Raw genomic sequence first — 17,197 nt, 5'->3', positions numbered from 1 at the left:
CCGGAACCGGGTCGCTCGGGCGGTCAGCGGGCGCGGTCCAGCACGGCGTGCTGGGCGGCGGCGTACTGCTCGCGGATGAGCGGGACGGGCGCGTCCTCGTACAGCGCAGGGGTTTCCGCGGACCAGACGGGCGGGGCGCTCCCGCCCGCGGTGACCCACGCGGCCTGGCGGGCCGCGCCGTCGGCGACGTACTCGCCGGGCGGCGGGACCAGCACCGGCTTGCCGAACAGCGCGGGCGCGACGCGGCGGACCGCCTCGCTGCGCGCCCCACCGCCGACCAGCACGATCCGGTTCGCCTCGGCGCCGTGCGCGACCAGCGCGTCCAGCCCGTCGGCGAGGGCGCAGAGCATCCCCTCGACGGCGGCCCGGGCCAGGTGCGCCGGGTCGGACGTGCGGAGGGTGAGCCCGTGGATCGCGCCGGTGGCGTCCGGCCGGTTCGGGGTCCGCTCCCCCTCCAGGTACGGCACCAGGACCAGGCCGTCCGCACCGGCCGGCGCGGCGAGCGCGAGCCGGGACAGCTCCTCGTGCGAGACGCCGAGCAGCTTGGCGGCCGCGTCCAGCACCCGGGCGGCGTTGAGGGTGACCACGATCGGCAGGAACCGCCCGGTGGTGTCGGCGAAGCCGGCCACCGTGCCGCTCGGGTCGACCGGCGCCGTGTCCGACGAGACGAACACGGTGCCGGACGTGCCGATCGAGACGATCACGTCGCCGGGCAGCGCGCCGGCGCCGAGAGCGGCCGCCGCGTTGTCACCGGCGCCCGGCCCCAGGGGCGCGCCGTTGCGCAGGTGCCCGGCGACACCGGTCGGGCCGAGCACCTCGGGCACCCGCAGCGGCCGGCCGAAGCCGAGCTCCAGCAGGTCGGGCCGGTACTGCCCGGTCCTGGCGGACCAGTAGAGGGTGCCACTGGCGTCGCTGCGGTCGGTCCGCAGGTCGGCGAGGTCGGTGGAACCGGACAGCTTCCAGGTGAGCCAGTCGTGCGGCAGGCAGACCGCGGCCACCCGGGCCGCGTTCGACGGCTCGTGGCGGGCCAGCCAGCGCAGCTTGGTCAGGGTGAAGCTGGCGACCGGCACGATGCCGACCGCCTCCGCCCACCGGTCCGCGCCGCCGAGCTCCGCGATCAGGTCGGCGGCCGCGCCGGCGCTGCGGGTGTCGTTCCACAGCAGCGCCGGGCGGACCACGTCACCGTTCTCGTCCAGCACGACCATGCCGTGCTGCTGGCCGGCGACCGACGCGGCGGCCACGTCGTCCAGGCCGCCGGCCTCCTCGATCGCCTGCTGCAACGCCGCCCACCAGGCGTCCGGATGCACCTCGGTGCCGTCCGGGTGGCTTGCCCGGCCCTGCCGGACGAGTTTCCCGGTCTCGGCGTCCCGGACGACGACCTTGCAGGACTGGGTGGAGCTGTCGATCCCGGCAACCAGCGCCATGGTCAGCGCGCCCCGAGCAGGTGCTCGATCGCGAGCTGGTTCAGCCGGACGAAGCCGTAGCCCTGAGCGCCGGCGGCGTCGGCGTCGAAGTCCTCGAACGCGCTGCGGTCGGCGAGCAGGTCGGCGTAGGTCTCGCCGGGGTTCAGCGTCGGCGTGCTCAGCTCGGCCACCCGCGACGCGGCCAGCGCCTCCTGCACCTCCGGGTCGGCGCGGAACGCCTTGGCCCGCTCCTTGAGCAGCAGGTACATCCGGATGTTGGCCGCGGCCGACGCCCAGACGCCGTCGAAGTCCTCGGTGCGCGACGGCTTGTAGTCGAAGTGCCGCGGGCCGTCGTAGGCCGGGCCGCCGTCCGGGCCGTTCTCCAGCAGGTCGACCAGGGCGAACGCGTTGAGCAGGTCGCCGTGGCCGAAGACCAGGTCCTGGTCGTACTTCGGGCCGTGCTGGCCGTTCAGGTCGATGTGGAAGAGCTTGCCGTGCCACAGCGCCTGGGCGATGCCCTGGGCGAAGTTGAGGTTCGACATCTGCTCGTGGCCGACCTCGGGGTTGATGCCGAACAGCTCGGAGCGCTCCAGCTCCTGCACGAACGCGATGGCGTGCCCGGCGGTGGGCAGCAGGATGTCGCCGCGGGGCTCGTTCGGCTTCGGCTCGATGGCGAAGCGGAAGCCGTAGCCGCGGTCCTCGGAGTACTGCGCGAGCAGGTTGAGGGCCTCGCGGTAACGGTCGAGCGCGGCCTTGACGTCCTTGGCCGAGTCGTACTCCGCGCCCTCGCGGCCGCCCCACAGCACCAGGGTCTTGGCGCCCAGCTCGGCGCCGAGGTCCATCTGGCGCAGCACCTTGCGGATGGCGTACCGCCGGACGGAGCGGTCGTTGCTGGTGAAGCCGCCGTCCTTGAACACCGGGTGGGTGAACAGGTTGGTGGTCACCATCGGCACGATCAGGCCGGTCTCGTCCAGCGCCTTCTTGAACCCGGCGACGATGCCGTCGCGGGTCTGCGCGTCCGCGCCGAACGGCACCAGGTCGTCGTCGTGGAACGTGATGCCGTACGCACCGATCTCGGCCAGCTTGTGCACCGCCTCCACCGGGTCGAGGGCGGGCCGGGTGGCGTCACCGAACGGGTCGCGCGCCTGCCAGCCGACGGTCCAGAGACCGAAGGAGAACTTGTCTTCGCGTGTGGCCTGGAGCGACACGGGTTACCTCCACGAAACGCAGGAAACAGCTGCGATTTGTTTATTGGCTGAATTATTTGGGCGGGGTATGGCATTGTCAAGACCGTGACGGCCCGGATCTCCTCCCCCTCGAGCGCCCCCGTCCGGCAGTCCAGCGTGCGAGCCCATAATCTCGCGCTGGTGCTGAACACCGTGGCCAACAGCGCGGATCCACCCTCCCGGGCCGCCGTCGCGGCCGCCACCGGACTGACCCGGGCCACCGTCTCGGCGCTGGTCGACGACCTGATCGAGGGCGGGCTGCTGATCGAGCTCGACCCGCCGCCGCGCACCGGGGCCGGGCGGCCGGCGGCCGGGCTCGCGCTCACCTCGGCCGGCCCGGCCGGACTCGGCTGCGAGATCAACGTCGACTACCTGGCCGCCTGCGTCGTCGACCTGACCGGCACCGTCCGCCAGCGCTTCACCGAGCACGCCGACCAGCGCCCGGCCGGGGCCGCCGGCGCGCTGGCCGCGCTGGGCCGGCTCGCCGCCCGGGCCCGGCTCGCCGCCGAGGCCGACGGCCTGGTGGTGGCCGGCGCCACGCTCGCCGTGCCCGGCCTGGTCTCCCCCGCCGGGCTGGTCCGGGTCGCGCCCAACCTGGGCTGGCAGGAGGTGGACGCGCCGGCGCAGCTGCGCGCCGTGCCCGAGCTCGCCGACCTGCCGCTGGCCGTCGACAACGAGGCCAACCTGGCCGCGCTCGGCGAGCTGCGGGTGGCCGGCGGCGACCCCACCTTCCTGTACGTCTCCGGCGAGATCGGGATCGGGGCCGGGCTGGTGATCGACGGCGAGCTGTACCGCGGCGTGCGGGGCTGGAGCGGCGAGATCGGGCACCTGACGGTGTTCCCGGACGGGCGGCCCTGCCGCTGCGGCGCGACCGGCTGCCTGGAGCAGTACGCCGGTCAGGAAGCGTTGGCCGCCGGTGAGCCGCTGGCCGCCGCGGCGCTCGGGATCGCACTGTCCGCGGTGGTCAACCTGCTGGACGTGCCGGTGATCGTGCTCGGCGGGGCGTACGGGCCGTACTTCGACCGGCTGCGCGACGGGATCGAGACGCAGCTGCGGCGGCGGGTGCTGACCGCCGGGCTGGCGCCGGTCACGGTGCGGGCCGCACGGCTCGGCGCGGATGCCGCGGTGCGGGGAGCGGCGGACGCGGTGATCCGGCGGGTGCGCGACGACCCGGCGGCGTGGCTGCGGCGGGTGGGCTGACCGTCGTACGCGAAAGGCGGCCGCCATCCCGCCGGGGATGACGGCCGCCTCGCCGCGCGCACGATCTCAGCCGTTGAGGCCGGTCCGCGAGCCGATCGCCTGCAGGAAGATGTCGCTGATCTTCGCGGGGTCCTCGGCGAAGTAGACGCCGCTGTACTTCACCGCGTCATGGATCCTGTTGAGCTCGCCCTTGTCCACCTCGTCGCCGATGCCGATCAGCACCAGCCGGACGAAGCGGGTCGGGTCCTGGGCCTTCTTCAGCTCGGCGAGCAGCTTGTCCTGGCTGATGCCGTCGTCGTTCTCGTTCTTCCCGTCGGTGAACAGGATGACCGAGTTGACCTTGCCCTTCTTCCAGTGCGACTTGGCGTAGTTGTAGGCGTCGAGCACCGTGTCGTACAGCCCGGTGTTGCCCTCCGGCTTCGGGTTCAGCTGCGGGATGGTCGCCTCCACCCGGTCGCGCCCGCTGCTCAGCGGGGTGATCGGGACGAGCTCCTGCCAGGGCCGCTTACCCGGGCCCATCTCGGTGGAGAAGCGCCACACACCGACCGCCCACTCGTCGCTGAACAGCTTCAGCCCGGCCGTGGCGGCCGCCTGGGTGACCTGCGCCCGGGTTCGGTTGCCCGCGGTCGGCACCACGTTGTCCATCGAGCCGGAGACGTCGAAGACCGCCAGCACCCGGCCGGGCTGCGTGATCGCGTTCCAGGTGCCGACCACCTTGCTCACCGAGCTGGCGTCCAGACCGGCCGCGGCCGTGCCCCCCTCGTCACCGCCGCCGGAGGTCCCGGAGTTGATCGGCGGGGAGGCCTTGGGCGCGCCGGCCGGCGCGCCGAACCCGGAACCGTACGTGCCGTCCGGGGCGCGCAGCCCCTGCGCGGCGAGCTGGTTCTTGAACGACGAGGAGGTCAGCTGCTTCAGGAACTCCTGCGCCGCGCTCACCTTCTGGCCGTCCACGACCTGCGGCAGGATCGAGTACGGATAGTCCAGCGGGACCGCGCTCGGCTCCAGGTAGATCGCGCTGAGCTCGACCGGCGGACGCTTGGCGTTGTACGAGATCACGTCTTCCTCGGACAGCGGCGCCGCGCCCAGGCTCTCCGCGAGGTCGGCCTCGTCGGCGGACTTCGGGAACCGCTCCAGCAGCTCGTCACGCAGCTGCGAGAGGTCCTTGGAGAGGAAGGTGAGCGCCTGCGCCTGCTTCTCCAGGGCCCCGTTGCCGGTGCCGATCGACTGGCCGACCGACATCAGCGTGATCAGACCGGAGGCGTCCCGGGCCGGGTTGACGATGCCGAACTTGGGCGCCTCCGCGGTCGTCGAGTTGAGCTGCCCCAGCAGCGCGTTCCACGACACCTTGCGGCCCTGCCAGCCGGCGCTCTCGGCGATCGGCTCGGGCACCGCGACGACCAGCGGGCTCTGCGCCACCGAGGTGACCTTGGTGGGCACGAAGCCGGACGCCTCGTTCTGCAGGCGCAGCTGCCAGGTGGACGAGTCGGGGACCCAGACGTCGGGCACCGTGATCGAGCCGGACGGGTCGCCCAGGCCGGTCAGGTTCACCCCGTGCTCGCGGGCGATGGCGCTGGCGACGTCGGCCGACGCCGCGCTGCTCACCGCGACCGAGACACAGGTGCCGTTGACGTTGCCACCGGCCTGCGACCACTTCTGCGCGGCCTGGGTGACAGCGGGTGAGATCTCCGGGGCCGCGGCGACGTTCAGCTTGATCGAGCCACTGCAGCCGGAATCGGCCAGCTCGCTATAGGCGAACCACGTCCCCGCGATTACGACGACGATCGCCATCGCACCGCCGACGACGCTCGCCCCGTTTAAGTTGAAGTTTCTACGATGGCGGCCAGACACGCGCTCCATAGTGCGCATCCCAGGACCTGAATGCCATATACGTTCGGTCGAAAGTTACTCAGATTGGCGTTCTCCGATCTAGAAAACACTGACCGTGACCGGCGCATCTCGCTCAGTATCAACTTCGGACAGCCGGCCGCCGGATTTCCTCGGATTGATCACCAACGTGTCCGGCTGCCCGCTGCGGCCTACGGCCTGATCATCGAAGGGTTCCAGCGGAGCAGGCAGGTGGGGCTCGGCTCGGCCGTCGGCTCACCCGCCGGAGCGGGAATTCCGCTGTCCGGATCGATCCGGAAAACCGTCACGTTGTGTGAACGCTGATTGGCTACGTAGAGGTGATCGCCAATCAAGACCATATGGCGCGGCCACACCCCGCCGGTGGACGTCTCGGCGACCGCGGTGGCGGTCTCGCCGTCCCACGCGAAGGTGGACACGGTGTCCGGCCCGCGGTTCGCCAGGTACACGAACCGGCCGTCCCGGCCCATGGTCACCTCGGACGGGTGGACCGCGCCGGCCGCCTCGCTGGCCGAGATCTTGCCGCGCGCCTCGTACACCGGGCCACCGGCCGCCCGGTACCAGCTCAGCGTGCCGCTCAGCTCGCCGGCCAGGACCAGCGCGCCGTCCGCCGAGCGGATCAGGTGCCGCGGCCCGGTGCCCGGCTCGGCCTCGACCGCCGGCTCGGGCAGCGCCAGCCGGCCGGAGACCGGGTCCAGCCGGGAGCGCCAGACCCGGTCCGAGCCCAGGTCGCAGATCAGCAGCTCCGGGCCGTTACGGTCGGGCACGACCATGTGCGCGTGCGGGCCGGCCTGGCGCTCCCGGTCCGGCCCGGAGCCGGCGAGGGTGAGCAGATCGCTGCGCTCGCCCGGGGCGCCCTCGGCGTCCAGCGGGTGCACGGCGACCGACCCGCTGGAGTAGTTGGCGACCACCAGGTGCCGGCCGTCCGCGGTGACCGCGAGGTGGCAGGGGTCGGCGCCGCCGGTGGGCCGGACCGCCAGCGGGATCAGCGCGCAGTCCGGGGCGACGCTGAAGGCGGAGATCGTGCCCTCGTCCAGCTCGTTGACCGCGTAGAGCACCGGCAGGGTGGGGTGCTGGGCCAGGAAGGACGGTGACGGGGTGCGCGCGGCCAGCCCGAGCCGGGTCAGCTCACCCGTGGCCGGGTCGCGTCGCAGCAGGGTGATGCCGTCGCCCTCACCACCCTTGTCATCCGTGTAGCAACCGACGAAGACGTACTCAGCGTTCGCGCCCATGCCCCGATCCCACCACAGAACGGCCGGAAAACTTGGCAGGCAACTCTTCTTGACCGGTATAGAAACCGGGGCTTACTGTACCGGTACAGAAGCCAGTCAGGGAGGACCTCATGGAACTGCCCGCCGCCTACCTGCGGGGACTGCACGACACGAACCGCGAGCTGCTCAGCGCCCGCCCGGACGCCCCGGTGGTCGCCACCGCCGCGCCGGGCACGCCGCGCCTGCGCCTGTCGCTGGCCCGCATGCTCTACCGGGTGTCCGCCGCCGTCGCCCCGGCCGGACGCCGGCCCGAAGCCCTCTTCCAGTGACGGGGGCGCGCCTCCGGCCACCGTCCGGCTGGAGGCGCGCCGCCCGCCCGACCTACGGTGTAGCAGTGCCCAGGGTGACGTTGCAGACCATCGCCGATCGCGTCGGCGTGAGCCGGATGACGGTGTCGAACGCGTTCTCCCGGCCCGACCAGCTCTCCCCCGAGCTGCGGCGGCGCATCCTGGACGCGGCGCAGGAGCTGGGCTACGCCGGGCCCGACCCGACCGCCCGCGCGCTCGCCAGGGGCACCACCGGCGCGATCGGCATCCTGCTCACCGACTCGCTGCGCTACGCGTTCACCGACCTGGTGGCCGGCGGCTTCCTCGGCGCCATCGCCGACGAGCTGGCCCCCACCGGCCTGGCCATCACGCTGCTCACCTCGGCCGGCTCCGGCGACCTGATCCCGGCCCGGGACGTCGCGATGGACGGCGCCCTGGTCTACTCCTGCGACCCCACCTCACCGGCGGTCGCCTGGTTGCAGCGCCGCCGGCTGCCGCTGGTCTTCGTCGACCAGGCGCCGGTCGACGACTACGCCTGCGTCAACGTCGCCGACCGGGAGGGTGCTCGGGCCGCCGCCCGGCACCTGCTCGACCTCGGCCACCGCCGGATCGCCTACGCCACCGTCGGCGCCCACGGGCCGTACGGCCTGCTCACCGCCGCCGCGGTGCCGACCGAGGGATACGCCTCGGTGCAGCGCCGCCTCGGCTGGGACGACGTGCTGCAGCCGGCCGGGATCCGGCCGCTGATCATCCGGGAGCCGTTCGAGCGGGTCGACGACGTCCGCCGCGACGCCCGGGAGCTGCTGTCCGGGCCGGAGCGGCCGACCGCGGTGCTCTGCTTCTCCGACGCCACCGCGGTCGGCGTCCGGCAGGCCGCCGACGACCTCGGCCTGCGCGTGCCCGACGACCTGTCCCTGGTGGGCTTCGACGACAGCCCGCTGGCCAGCCGCATCCAGCCGGGACTGACCACGGTCCGGCAGGACGTGGAGGAGAAAGGCCGCAGCGCCGCGGCGCTGCTGACCGCGGCGCTGCGGCGCCCGGACCGGGGTGACGCGGCCCGGGTGCTGCTGCCGGCCACCCTCGTGGTCCGCGGCAGCACCGGCCCGGCACCGGCCTGAGACACCCGGCGCGCGGACCCCCGTCCGACCCGCGCGCCCGGTGATCTCAGCCGTTGAGCAGCTCGTAGGCCGCGGCCGGGGCGGCCACCTGCTCCGTGCCGCGCGGGGCGGCCGGCGACGCGGCGGTGCCGTACCGGTCGTAGGTCACCCGGTAGGTGGTGGCCTTCGCCTTGCCGGCCGCGGGCACCCGCACGGTCGCGGTGCTGATCCGGCCCCGGGCGTCCAGGACCGCCTCGAACGGCGCCGCCTTCGCCCGCTCCCCCAGCGCGGCCAGCGTGTCCGCGTCGACCACCTCGGCCTCGGTGGCCCGGGTCAGGTCCACCGTGCCGGCGAAGTGACCGGGCGAGGTCTCGGTGAGCCCGGCGGCCGCGTCGACCAGGGTGCTGACGAAGCCGGGGTCGGACTGGCCGGCGTACGTCAGGTCCTTCCGCGCGTCCGCGCCCAGCCGCGCCGTGTCCAGCCGCATCCACTTCTTCGGCAGCTTCGGCAGGCCCAGCCCGGCCGTGGCGCCGCCGAACGAGATCTTCGCCCAGGAGTCGGCGTCGACCACCAGGAACCGCATGGTGAGCGTGATGTCGGTCTCCGGGATCCGCTCCCGGTAATCGGTCGTCATCGTCTTGCGCGACGAGTCGACCACGCCGGAGAACGTCTGGCCGTCGCCCTCGATCGCGTAGTGGAACGTCTCGGCCGAGCCGGTCGGCACCCCGCGCTTGAGGGTCTCCGCGGGCGTCGCCGGCGCCGGCTCGCCCGCCTCCGCGGACACGCCGCACCCGGCCAGCGTGAGAAGGGCGGCCACCGCGGCCAGTCGCTTGGTCAGCACAGTCATCGCTTCGTCTCTCTGCGAACTTCCATCGACGCGGCAGAGCCTCCGCGATCGGGCTGCCGTCGCGCTGCGGATATGCTGCCGCCGGCTGCCGTCGGGCTGCCGGATCGGCCGAATGCGCTGCTGGAGGGGGGTCGCCGGGGTGGAGCCGGAACCACGGTTCGAGATCCTCGGTGCGCTGCGCGCCTTCCGGGGCGCCGACCCGATCGACCTGGGACCGGCCAAGCAGCGCGCGGTGCTGGCGGTGCTGCTGCTGCATCCCGGCCGGGCGGTGCCCACCCACCGGATCGTCGACGCGGTGTGGGGCGAGGACCCGCCGGAGAACGGCACGAACGTGGTCCAGAAGTACGTGGCCGGCCTGCGCCGCGCCCTCGGCCGGGAACGGCTCACCCTGACCGGCGGTGGGTACCTGCTATGCACCGACCCGCACGCCGTCGACGCCGAGGTGTTCCGGGCCGAGATCGCCCGCGCCGTGGCCGAGCACCGCGCCGGCCGGAACGAGCCGGCCGCCGGCATCGTCGCGGACGCGCTCGCGCTCTGGCACGGCGACGCGCTCGACGGGCTGACCGGACCGCTGTTCGACACCGCCCGCGCCCGCCTGGCCGAGGACCGGGCCGGCGCCTGGGAGCTGTGGGCGCAGCTGGGGCTGGCCCGCGACGACCCCGGCCTGGTGCCGGAACTGACCCGGCTGACCGGCGAGTTCCCGCTGCGTGAGGGCCTGCGGGCCCAGCTCATGATCGCGCTGTACCGGGCCGGGCGGCAGGCCGAGGCGCTGGCCGTGTTCCGGGACGCCCGGGAGTACTTCCTCGACGAGCTCGGCGCCGAACCGGGTGAGCGGATGCAGCAGGTGCACCGCCGCATCCTGCGCGGGGAGCTCGAACAGCCGGCGCCACCCCACCCGGCGCCGCCGGCCCCGCGAACCGGCCACCCGGCGGCGCCCGGATCGCCGGCGCCACCCCACCCGGCGCCGCCGGCCCCGCGAACCGGCCACCCGGCGGCGCCCGGATCGCCGGCGCCACCCCACCCGGCGCCACCGGCCCCGCGAACCGGCCACCCGGCGGCGCCCGGATCGCCGGCGCCACCCCACCCGCTCTGGCCGATCGAGCCGCTGCCCACCGCGATGCTGCGCCCCGGGCACGGCCGGATCCCCTGGCTCCAGGTCGTGGCCGCGGCCGCGCTCCCGCTGTTCACCTGCGGATTCGCCGGCTGGGTGTACTTCGTCTACGCGGCGGTCCAACGCGGCCGCCGGCGGCACCTGCTCGTCGCCGCGCTCTACGCCGCGCTCGCGGTGTTCGTCGTGGTGATGTTCGCGGTCGACCCGACCCCGGTCGAGTCCGAGACCACCAGCGCCGCCGAGGACATCGCGGTGCTCTCGATGCTGCTGCTCTGGCCGGCATCGGCGGTCCACGGGGCGATCCTGGCCGCACACCCCGGCGACACCCGGTCCGCCCGGGCCCGCCGCGACCTGGCCCGGCGGTTCGCCGGGGTCCACCCGGCCGGCGCGGTGCAGGCCGGCATCGGGCGGCCCGACCTGCTCCGGTTCTTCGACGACGGCGGGCTGGTCGACCTCAACCACGCCCCGGCGCAGGAGCTCGCCCGGCTGCCCGGGATGACCCCGTTCGAGGCACACCGGATCGCCCTGGACCGGTACCAGAACGGGCCCTACCGGCAGCCCGCCGACCTGGCGACGCGCGGGCTGCTGGCCCCGGCCAAGCTGCGCCGGATCGAGTCCTGGCTGCTCTGCCTGCCGCCGGGCCAGCAGCCCGCGCCGGCCGGCTGACTCAGCGGCTGCCGGCCGCCGCGTACTGTCGCCGGGCGACGTACTCCACCAGCTCGATCAGGACGTTGCGGGCGGCCACCTGGTCCCGGGCGTCGAAGAGCACCACCGGCACACCCGGGTCCAGGTCCAGCGCGCGGGCCACCGCCTCCGGGCCGAACCGCTGCTCGGTGTCGAAGCAGTTCACCGCCACCACGAACGGCGTGCCACGCTGCTCGAAATAGTCGATCGAGGGGAAGCAGTCGGCCAGCCGCCGGGTGTCGGCCAGCACCACGGCGCCGAGCGCACCCTGCGACAGCTCGTCCCAGAGGAACCAGAACCGGTCCTGGCCGGGCGTGCCGAACAGGTACAGCTGCAGGTCCTCGGTGATCGTGATGCGGCCGAAGTCCATGGTCACCGTGGTGGTGGTCTTGCCCTCCACCCCGGACAGGTCGTCGGCGCCCTCGGCCCCGGTGAGGATCTCCTCGGTCTGCAACGGGCGGATCTCGCTGACCGAACCGACCATGGTGGTCTTGCCCACGCCGAAGCCGCCCGCAATCAAGATCTTGAGGGCCACGGGGATGCGCGAGCCGCCGTTGCGGTCAGAGCGCACGGAGTCCATTGACAACCGCCTTGAGTACGTCGACGTCGTGCGGCTGCGAGGCCGCCGGGGGTTCGTACAGCGAGATGAGACCCGCTGAGCGTAGATCACCGAGAAGAACCCGGACCACGCCGATCGACAGGTCCAGGTGCGACGCCAGCTCGACCACGGAGATCGGCTCCCAGGCGGCGGCGACGATGGCGTGGTGCTCGGGCTGCAACGCGACGCCCGGCGCCAGGTCCGGCACGGTGGCGACCACGAACGCGACCAGGTCGAAGTCGCCACCGGACGGCGCGACACGACCCTGGGTCATCGCGTACGGGCGGACCACCGGGCCGGCCTCGTGGTCCATCCAGTCGTGTGCCATCCGCGCAGGCTCAGAGGGCATCGGGCGCCAAAACGGTGCGCTCCGGAGCGCTCATCGTCTGCCCGACCCGGGTGACCAGCATCGCCATCTCGTACGCGATCAGGCCCAGGTCGGCGTCGGCCGAGGCGAGCACGGCCAGGCAGGCGCCCTGCCCGGCGGCGGTGACGAAGAGGAAGGCCTCCTCCATCTCCACCACCGTCTGCCGGACCTGGCCGGCCTGGAAGTGCCGGCTCGCCCCCTTGGCCAGGCTCTGGAACCCGGCCGCCATCGCCGAGAGGTGCTCGGCGTCCTCCCGGGTCATCGCCGCCGATGCGCCCAGCATCAGGCCGTCCGCGGAGAGCACCACGGCCTGCTGTGCGGTCGGCACCCGCTCGACGAGGTCGTCGAGGAGCCAGGTGAGGTTCGCGCTCTGCTTCGTCGTCTGTGCCACTATGCGTCCTTCTCCGGCCTGTTCACTTCGTCACGGCCGGGGCCGTCGGCGCCTCCCCCGGCCCCGGATACTGTCTTTCCCCCGTCGTCCGCCACGTCCACGATCGCCGGGAACGTGACGGTAGCCGCCTCGGCGAAACCGGCGTCGCCGCCACCGCCGCCGACCGGCTCCCGCGTCGCCGGTTCCGGCGCCGCGGCCACTTTGGACGCCTGGATCCGGCCCCGGGCGGTGCCCAGCTGCAGCGCGCTCATCAGCGTACGGACCTGCTCCGGGGTGCGCTCCGGCGCGGTGGACCGTTGCTCGACCACCGGCTCCCGCAGCTGCGGCGCCAGGCTCGCCTGCCGGACCCGCTTGGGCAGGCCGTCCGGGCCGATCCGCGCGGTTTCCTCGTCGGCCCCGGCCTCCCCGGCCGGGGCGGAGCCCACCGCACCGGCGCCCGGGGCCGCGGGCGGCGCGGCCGGAACCTGCGGCGCGGCCGGAACCGACGGCGCGGCCGGAATACCCGGCCCGGCCGGAACCGGCGGTACCGCCGGTGGCACCGGCCCGGAGTTGCGCGGCACCGCGCGCGGCGCGCCGAGCGCGCCGGCCACGTCGTCCAGCCGTCCGGGGGTCGCCTCCGGCGGCAGCGCGGCCGGCGTCGCCTCCGAGCCGCGCCGCACCCGGCGCCGCTGGACCAGGCCGTCCGGGCTGAGCTCGGCCGCGATCGAGCTGGGCGCCGGCCCCCCGGTATCGCCGTTGACCCGCGTCCGGCTCTCCCCGGCCGCCGCCGGTCCGGCCTCGCCGTTGACCCGCTGCCGCGGCACCGCCGGCGCCGCGGTCGGCGAGTTCCGCATCGGATCGGCCGGACCCGCCCCGACCGGCGCGCCGTTGCGGCCCTTCGGCGCGCTCCTGCCGCCGGGGACGCCGGCCGGCGCGGCCGGGCCGGGCGCCTCGGTGACCAGCTCGCCGGGCACCAGCACGATCGCGGTGATCCCGCCGTACGGCGAGGGCTGCAACGACACCCGGATGTGGTGCCGGGCGGCCAGCTGGGCGACCACGAACAGGCCCAGCCGGGCGCTGTCCGCGGGGTCGAACTCGGGCGGCTCGGCCAGGCGCCGGTTCGCCTCCTCGATGCCCTCCGGGGTCATGCCCAGGCCGCGGTCCTCCACCTCGATCGCGTAGCCGTTCGGCAGCACCTGTCCGGAGACCTGCACGCGGGTGTGCGGCGGGGAGAACGAGGCGGCGTTCTCGATCAGCTCGGCGAGCAGGTGGATGACGTCACCGACGGCGCGCCCGTACAGCGCGGAGGCGGCCACCGTGCGGATGTCCACCCGCTTGTAGTCCTCCACCTCACTGATCGCGCCCCGGACCACGTCGATCACCGGCACCGGGTTGCGCCAGCCCCGGCCGGGCGCCGCGCCGGCCAGGATGACCAGGTCCTCGGCGTGCCGCCGCATCCGGGTGGCGAGGTGGTCGACCCGGTACAGGTCCTCCAGCTCCTGCGGCTCGGTCTCCCGGCGCTCCATCTTGTCCAGCAGTGAGAGCTGCCGGTGCAGCAGCGTCTGGCTGCGCCGGGCGATGTTGAGGAACACCTCGTTGATGCCGCGCCGGACGTTGGCCTCCTCGACCGCGGATTCCACGGCGGTGCGCTGCACGTCGTTGAAGGCTTGGCTGAGCTGGCCGATCTCGTCCCGGCCGTACTCCAGCGGGGGCGTCTCCACGTCCACATCGACCGCCTCGCCGCGCTGCAACCGGCGCACCACGGTGGGCAGCCGCTCGGCGGCCATCTCCAGCGCCTCCCGGCGCAGCTTGATCAGACGGCCCACGATCGACCGGCCGAGCCGCACCGACACCCAGATGGCCAGGACGAAGGCGATCAGGCCGAGACCGGCGGACAGGCCGAGCCAGAGGAACACCCGGACCGCGAGCGGGGTGGCGTCCGAGGCGACCCGATCGACCGTACGCAACTCGAAGGCGCGCAGGTCGGCGGAGACCTGGTCGTAGACCGGCTGCCACTCGGTGCCGTCCACCGGCGGCGCCCCGCCGCTGTAGCTCTGCTCGATCAGCCGGTTCTGCATGATGTCCAGCCGGATGAACGACGAGCTGGTGATCAGCCGGGCGTAGTCACCCTGGGCCTGCTCCGGCATGTCCGCCACCCCGGTGCGCAGCAGGTACCGCGAGGTGGTGATGTTCTCGATCACCTCGCCGCGGGAGCCGGCGTCGATCACCCCGATCGCGTTCGCGCCGGCCAGCATCGCGTCCACCCGGCTCAGGTACTCCTGGCCGCGATAGCCGGTGATCAGCCCGCGGACCTCCCGGTCGACCCGCTCGTGGAAGAAGACCGCGGCGGAGGTGGAGACGTCGAAACCGGCGTCGACCACGTCGCTGTAGGCGTCCATCATGGAGTCGACGCGGACGTCGCGCCGGTCGATCCGGTTGCGGACGCCGGTCAGGGCGTCGAGCCGGCTCAGCAGCACGCCGGTGCGGTTCGTCAGCTCGTCGGACATGTCCAGCCCGCGGACCGCCGCACGGAAGCCGGTGATCGCCTGGTCGGTGGCGGCGCGCTGAGCGCGCAGGTCGGTCAGCGGCGTCTTCTCGGCGGCGAGGTACACCGCGGAGAAGTGGCGCTCGCGCTGCAACTGGGCGATCAGCTGCAGCGCCGGGTCGCCCAGCCGGTGCACCGCGTCGCGGGCCGCCAGCAGATCCATCGCCGGGCCGATGGTGGCCGCGGTCGCGAAGATCCAGAGCGCGAGCAACGCGGCGAGCGGCACCGCGACCATCGCGATGATCTTCGATCGGATCGACCAGTTGCGGCTTCTCATCAAGCTCCGCCCGAGGGGTCCGGCAGGAAACGGCGGCACACGACCGGCCCGGAACCGGCCGATGGAGAGGCGCTCGGCCGCGCCCCGGGCAAGATGCGCTCCGGAAGAATACGTAAAGACGTCCGTCACAGCTAGCTCCCGGAGCATCGGAAACTTCCCTTCCATTCCGTTTGTCCATCACGGAGCGGGTCCGACCGTCACCGTGCGACGGTCGGAGATGCGACAGAGGACTACCGTCCGGCCACCCCGCTCCGGAAACATCCACCGACGCCCGGTGACCGCGCCGTGACAGCGCGGCACCGCGACCGGTTTCCGAAGGGTTCCGCCGAAGGCGATTGGCGAGCGGGTGGGGGTGGGAATACCTCCTATCGAAGAAGGAGGAACCCCATGTCCCCCACCGCCACCATCGTTCTGATCGTCGTCATCCTGCTGGTGCTGGCCGCGATCGCGCTCGGGGTCCGGGCCGCGCGGCGCCGCCGGTTGCAGCAGCGGTTCGGCCCGGAGTACGACCGGGTCGTCGCCGACACCGGCAACCGCACCGAGGCGGAGCGCGAACTGCTGGAACGCACCAAACGGCACGCCCAGCTGGAGCTGCGCCCGCTGACCGCGGAGTCCCGGGCGAAGTACGCCGCCGCCTGGGAAGAGGTCCAGATCCGTTTCGTGGACGACCCGGCGGAGGCGGTGGAGGTCGCCGACGAGCTGGTCACCCGGCTGATCGCCGAGCGCGGATACCCGACCGGCGACTACGCCGAGCAGCTCGCCGACCTCTCCGTCGAGCACGCCGCCACGCTGCAGCACTACCGCGCCGCCCACGACATCAGCGTGCGCAGCAGGAACGGCCGGACCGGCACCGAGGATCTGCGCCAGGCGCTGGTCCACTACCGGGCGCTCTTCGCCGACCTGCTCGGCGCGGACCCGGTGCCGGGCGCCCGGACCGCACCCGCACCGGGTACGGCCACGGCGGACACCGCCGAGAGGCACTCCGTGACCGACCAGCCCGCCCCTGAACCCGGCGTCGCCCCGACCCGGCCCGACGCCACCAGCCGCTGAGGAGCACCCCAGATGCGCTTCTTCTCCAACGAGGCCAAGGACAACGCCGAGGACCAGGACGACCGGACGGTCGCCGTGCCGCAGCAGCGGGCCGGTTCGCCGTGGGGCGACGCGCCCGGCGACACCGGGCAGGTGGTGCACGACCCGGCGCCGCAGCCCACCGCCTTCGGGGCGGGCACCGTCGGGGGCGCGGTCGCCGCCTCGGCCGCGGCCGGGCCGTACGACGACGCGGACCGGGACACCCACCGCGCCACCGACGCGGCGTCCGGAGTGGCCGACGACCGCAGCGTGGCGCCCGGCGACGGCGCGGTCGGCGACCGCCGCCTCGCCGACGACGACACGGTGGCGTGGCCGGCCGGCGCCGCGCCGGCCGACCGGCAGCCCGACGCCGGACCGGACCCCGAGGTGGACCTGCCTCTGGAGGACCGGCCCGGGGACACCGCTGCCGACGGCGCGCTCCGGGACCGGGGCACGTTCGACGACCCGCACGTCGCCGGCGAGGAGCACGCCCGGACCGGCGAGGAGCCCGCGGACCGCGCCGGGCATCCCACGGTCGACGAGGCCATCGAGGACCGCGGCACCTTCGACGACCCGCACGTCGTGGCGGACACCGCGACCACGCCGGACCGCGCCGAACCGGTGGCCGCGGCCGCCGAACCGGTCACGGCGGCCGGGACCGGCGGGCCGGATCGCGCGCAGCCGGAGCCGGTGGTCGCGGTCGCGGCGGCCGGCAGCGGCGGCACGGCGGCCGGCGGGCCGGCGTCGTTCTTCCCGGAAGCCGAGACCCAGCCGCTGCGCGAGCGCTGGCGCGACATCCAGCTGCGCTTCGTCGACGACCCCAAGGGCAGCACCGCCGAGGCCGCCGCGCTGGTCGACGAGACGATCGAGAAGCTGACCGACGCGCTCCGGCGGCACCGGGGCTCGCTGGCCTCCGGCGCCGACGACACCGAGGCGCTGCGCGTGGAGCTGCGCGCGTACCGGGACGTGCTGGACCGCCTGCTCGGGCTCTGAGACCCGGCGGC

15 protein-coding genes are annotated in these 17,197 nt (G+C 74.0%); 6 read left to right on the top strand and 9 right to left on the bottom strand.

The annotated features are described in order from the left end of the window. Positions 1 to 23 precede the first annotated feature (23 nt). Both xylB and xylA read right to left on the bottom strand, forming a co-directional pair. On the bottom strand, positions 24 to 1,424 hold the full coding sequence (gene xylB, locus ACTEI_RS05510; RefSeq protein ID WP_122976653.1) for a xylulokinase: 1,401 nt from the start codon (positions 1,422 to 1,424) through the stop codon (positions 24 to 26). A 2-nt stretch (positions 1,425 to 1,426) separates the two neighbouring features. Continuing rightward, entirely contained in the window at positions 1,427 to 2,611 is a 1,185-nt protein-coding gene (gene xylA, locus ACTEI_RS05505; protein ID WP_122976652.1) for a xylose isomerase, read from the bottom strand. Positions 2,612 to 2,695: 84 nt separating this feature from the next. On the opposite strand from xylA, the gene ACTEI_RS05500 reads away from it, so the two are divergent. Beyond that, complete coding sequence (locus ACTEI_RS05500; protein ID WP_122976651.1) at positions 2,696 to 3,829, top strand: ROK family transcriptional regulator; 1,134 nt, start codon at positions 2,696 to 2,698, stop codon at positions 3,827 to 3,829. A 66-nt stretch (positions 3,830 to 3,895) separates the two neighbouring features. Here the strand turns inward: ACTEI_RS05500 and ACTEI_RS05495 are convergent, their stop codons facing one another. After that, positions 3,896 to 5,617 carry a substrate-binding domain-containing protein gene (locus ACTEI_RS05495; RefSeq protein WP_122976650.1) on the bottom strand — a complete coding sequence of 574 codons (1,722 nt, stop codon included), beginning with the start codon at positions 5,615 to 5,617 and terminating at the stop codon, positions 3,896 to 3,898. Positions 5,618 to 5,865: 248 nt separating this feature from the next. Next, positions 5,866 to 6,924, bottom strand: coding sequence for a lactonase family protein (locus ACTEI_RS05490; RefSeq protein WP_122976649.1), 1,059 nt, complete (start codon positions 6,922 to 6,924; stop codon positions 5,866 to 5,868). 110 nt (positions 6,925 to 7,034) lie between these two features. On the opposite strand from ACTEI_RS05490, the gene ACTEI_RS05485 reads away from it, so the two are divergent. Beyond that, positions 7,035 to 7,232 (top strand): hypothetical protein, encoded by a 198-nt coding sequence (locus ACTEI_RS05485; RefSeq protein ID WP_122976648.1) that lies wholly within the window; start codon positions 7,035 to 7,037, stop codon positions 7,230 to 7,232. A 65-nt stretch (positions 7,233 to 7,297) separates the two neighbouring features. Next, on the top strand, positions 7,298 to 8,347 hold the full coding sequence (locus tag ACTEI_RS05480) for a LacI family DNA-binding transcriptional regulator (protein WP_164465853.1): 1,050 nt from the start codon (positions 7,298 to 7,300) through the stop codon (positions 8,345 to 8,347). A 46-nt stretch (positions 8,348 to 8,393) separates the two neighbouring features. Here the strand turns inward: ACTEI_RS05480 and ACTEI_RS05475 are convergent, their stop codons facing one another. Beyond that, positions 8,394 to 9,173, bottom strand: a complete 780-nt coding sequence (locus ACTEI_RS05475) for a hypothetical protein (RefSeq protein ID WP_122976647.1) — start codon at positions 9,171 to 9,173, stop codon at positions 8,394 to 8,396. 112 nt (positions 9,174 to 9,285) lie between these two features. On the opposite strand from ACTEI_RS05475, the gene ACTEI_RS05470 reads away from it, so the two are divergent. After that, positions 9,286 to 10,950: an AfsR/SARP family transcriptional regulator gene (locus ACTEI_RS05470; RefSeq protein ID WP_122976646.1), complete on the top strand. Its 1,665-nt coding sequence runs from the start codon at positions 9,286 to 9,288 to the stop codon at positions 10,948 to 10,950. A 1-nt stretch (position 10,951) separates the two neighbouring features. Here the strand turns inward: ACTEI_RS05470 and ACTEI_RS05465 are convergent, their stop codons facing one another. The 4 genes from ACTEI_RS05465 to ACTEI_RS05450 are packed head-to-tail and all read right to left on the bottom strand — an operon-like array spanning position 10,952 to position 15,125. Then, complete coding sequence (locus tag ACTEI_RS05465) at positions 10,952 to 11,548, bottom strand: GTP-binding protein (RefSeq protein WP_122976645.1); 597 nt, start codon at positions 11,546 to 11,548, stop codon at positions 10,952 to 10,954. Beyond that, positions 11,529 to 11,894: a DUF742 domain-containing protein gene (locus ACTEI_RS05460; protein ID WP_372443284.1), complete on the bottom strand. Its 366-nt coding sequence runs from the start codon at positions 11,892 to 11,894 to the stop codon at positions 11,529 to 11,531. Before ACTEI_RS05460 ends, ACTEI_RS05465 begins: the two co-directional genes overlap by 20 nt. Positions 11,895 to 11,904: 10 nt before the next feature. Further along, the gene (locus tag ACTEI_RS05455; RefSeq protein WP_122976643.1) at positions 11,905 to 12,324 is read right to left on the bottom strand and encodes a roadblock/LC7 domain-containing protein; all 420 of its coding nucleotides are present in this window, start codon (positions 12,322 to 12,324) and stop codon (positions 11,905 to 11,907) included. Further along, positions 12,324 to 15,125, bottom strand: coding sequence for a sensor histidine kinase (locus ACTEI_RS05450; RefSeq protein ID WP_122976642.1), 2,802 nt, complete (start codon positions 15,123 to 15,125; stop codon positions 12,324 to 12,326). Before ACTEI_RS05450 ends, ACTEI_RS05455 begins: the two co-directional genes overlap by 1 nt. 387 nt (positions 15,126 to 15,512) lie before the next feature. On the opposite strand from ACTEI_RS05450, the gene ACTEI_RS05445 reads away from it, so the two are divergent. Next, positions 15,513 to 16,175, top strand: a complete 663-nt coding sequence (locus ACTEI_RS05445) for a hypothetical protein (protein ID WP_122976641.1) — start codon at positions 15,513 to 15,515, stop codon at positions 16,173 to 16,175. Positions 16,176 to 16,187: 12 nt separating this feature from the next. After that, entirely contained in the window at positions 16,188 to 17,186 is a 999-nt protein-coding gene (locus ACTEI_RS05440; protein WP_122976640.1) for a hypothetical protein, read from the top strand. Positions 17,187 to 17,197 lie beyond the last annotated feature (11 nt).

This window comes from Actinoplanes teichomyceticus ATCC 31121 (assembly GCF_003711105.1).
Taxonomy (GTDB): Bacteria; Actinomycetota; Actinomycetes; order Mycobacteriales; family Micromonosporaceae; genus Actinoplanes; species Actinoplanes teichomyceticus.
This window is presented reverse-complemented; position numbering and strand designations above follow the sequence as displayed.

Excerpts from the sequence above, each read along its gene's own strand:
- xylB (WP_122976653.1), bottom strand. The coding sequence starts at position 1,424 with ATGGCGCTGGTTGCCGGGATCGACAGCTCCACCCAGTCCTGCAAGGTC.
- ACTEI_RS05495 (WP_122976650.1), bottom strand. The coding sequence starts at position 5,617 with ATGGCGATCGTCGTCGTAATCGCGGGGACGTGGTTCGCCTATAGCGAG.
- ACTEI_RS05490 (WP_122976649.1), bottom strand. The coding sequence starts at position 6,924 with ATGGGCGCGAACGCTGAGTACGTCTTCGTCGGTTGCTACACGGATGAC.
- ACTEI_RS05485 (WP_122976648.1), top strand. The coding sequence starts at position 7,035 with ATGGAACTGCCCGCCGCCTACCTGCGGGGACTGCACGACACGAACCGC.
- ACTEI_RS05475 (WP_122976647.1), bottom strand. The coding sequence starts at position 9,173 with ATGACTGTGCTGACCAAGCGACTGGCCGCGGTGGCCGCCCTTCTCACG.
- ACTEI_RS05470 (WP_122976646.1), top strand. The coding sequence starts at position 9,286 with ATGCGCTGCTGGAGGGGGGTCGCCGGGGTGGAGCCGGAACCACGGTTC.
- ACTEI_RS05465 (WP_122976645.1), bottom strand. The coding sequence starts at position 11,548 with ATGGACTCCGTGCGCTCTGACCGCAACGGCGGCTCGCGCATCCCCGTG.
- ACTEI_RS05460 (WP_372443284.1), bottom strand. The coding sequence starts at position 11,894 with ATGGCACACGACTGGATGGACCACGAGGCCGGCCCGGTGGTCCGCCCG.
- ACTEI_RS05450 (WP_122976642.1), bottom strand. The coding sequence starts at position 15,125 with ATGAGAAGCCGCAACTGGTCGATCCGATCGAAGATCATCGCGATGGTC.
- ACTEI_RS05445 (WP_122976641.1), top strand. The coding sequence starts at position 15,513 with ATGTCCCCCACCGCCACCATCGTTCTGATCGTCGTCATCCTGCTGGTG.
- ACTEI_RS05440 (WP_122976640.1), top strand. The coding sequence starts at position 16,188 with ATGCGCTTCTTCTCCAACGAGGCCAAGGACAACGCCGAGGACCAGGAC.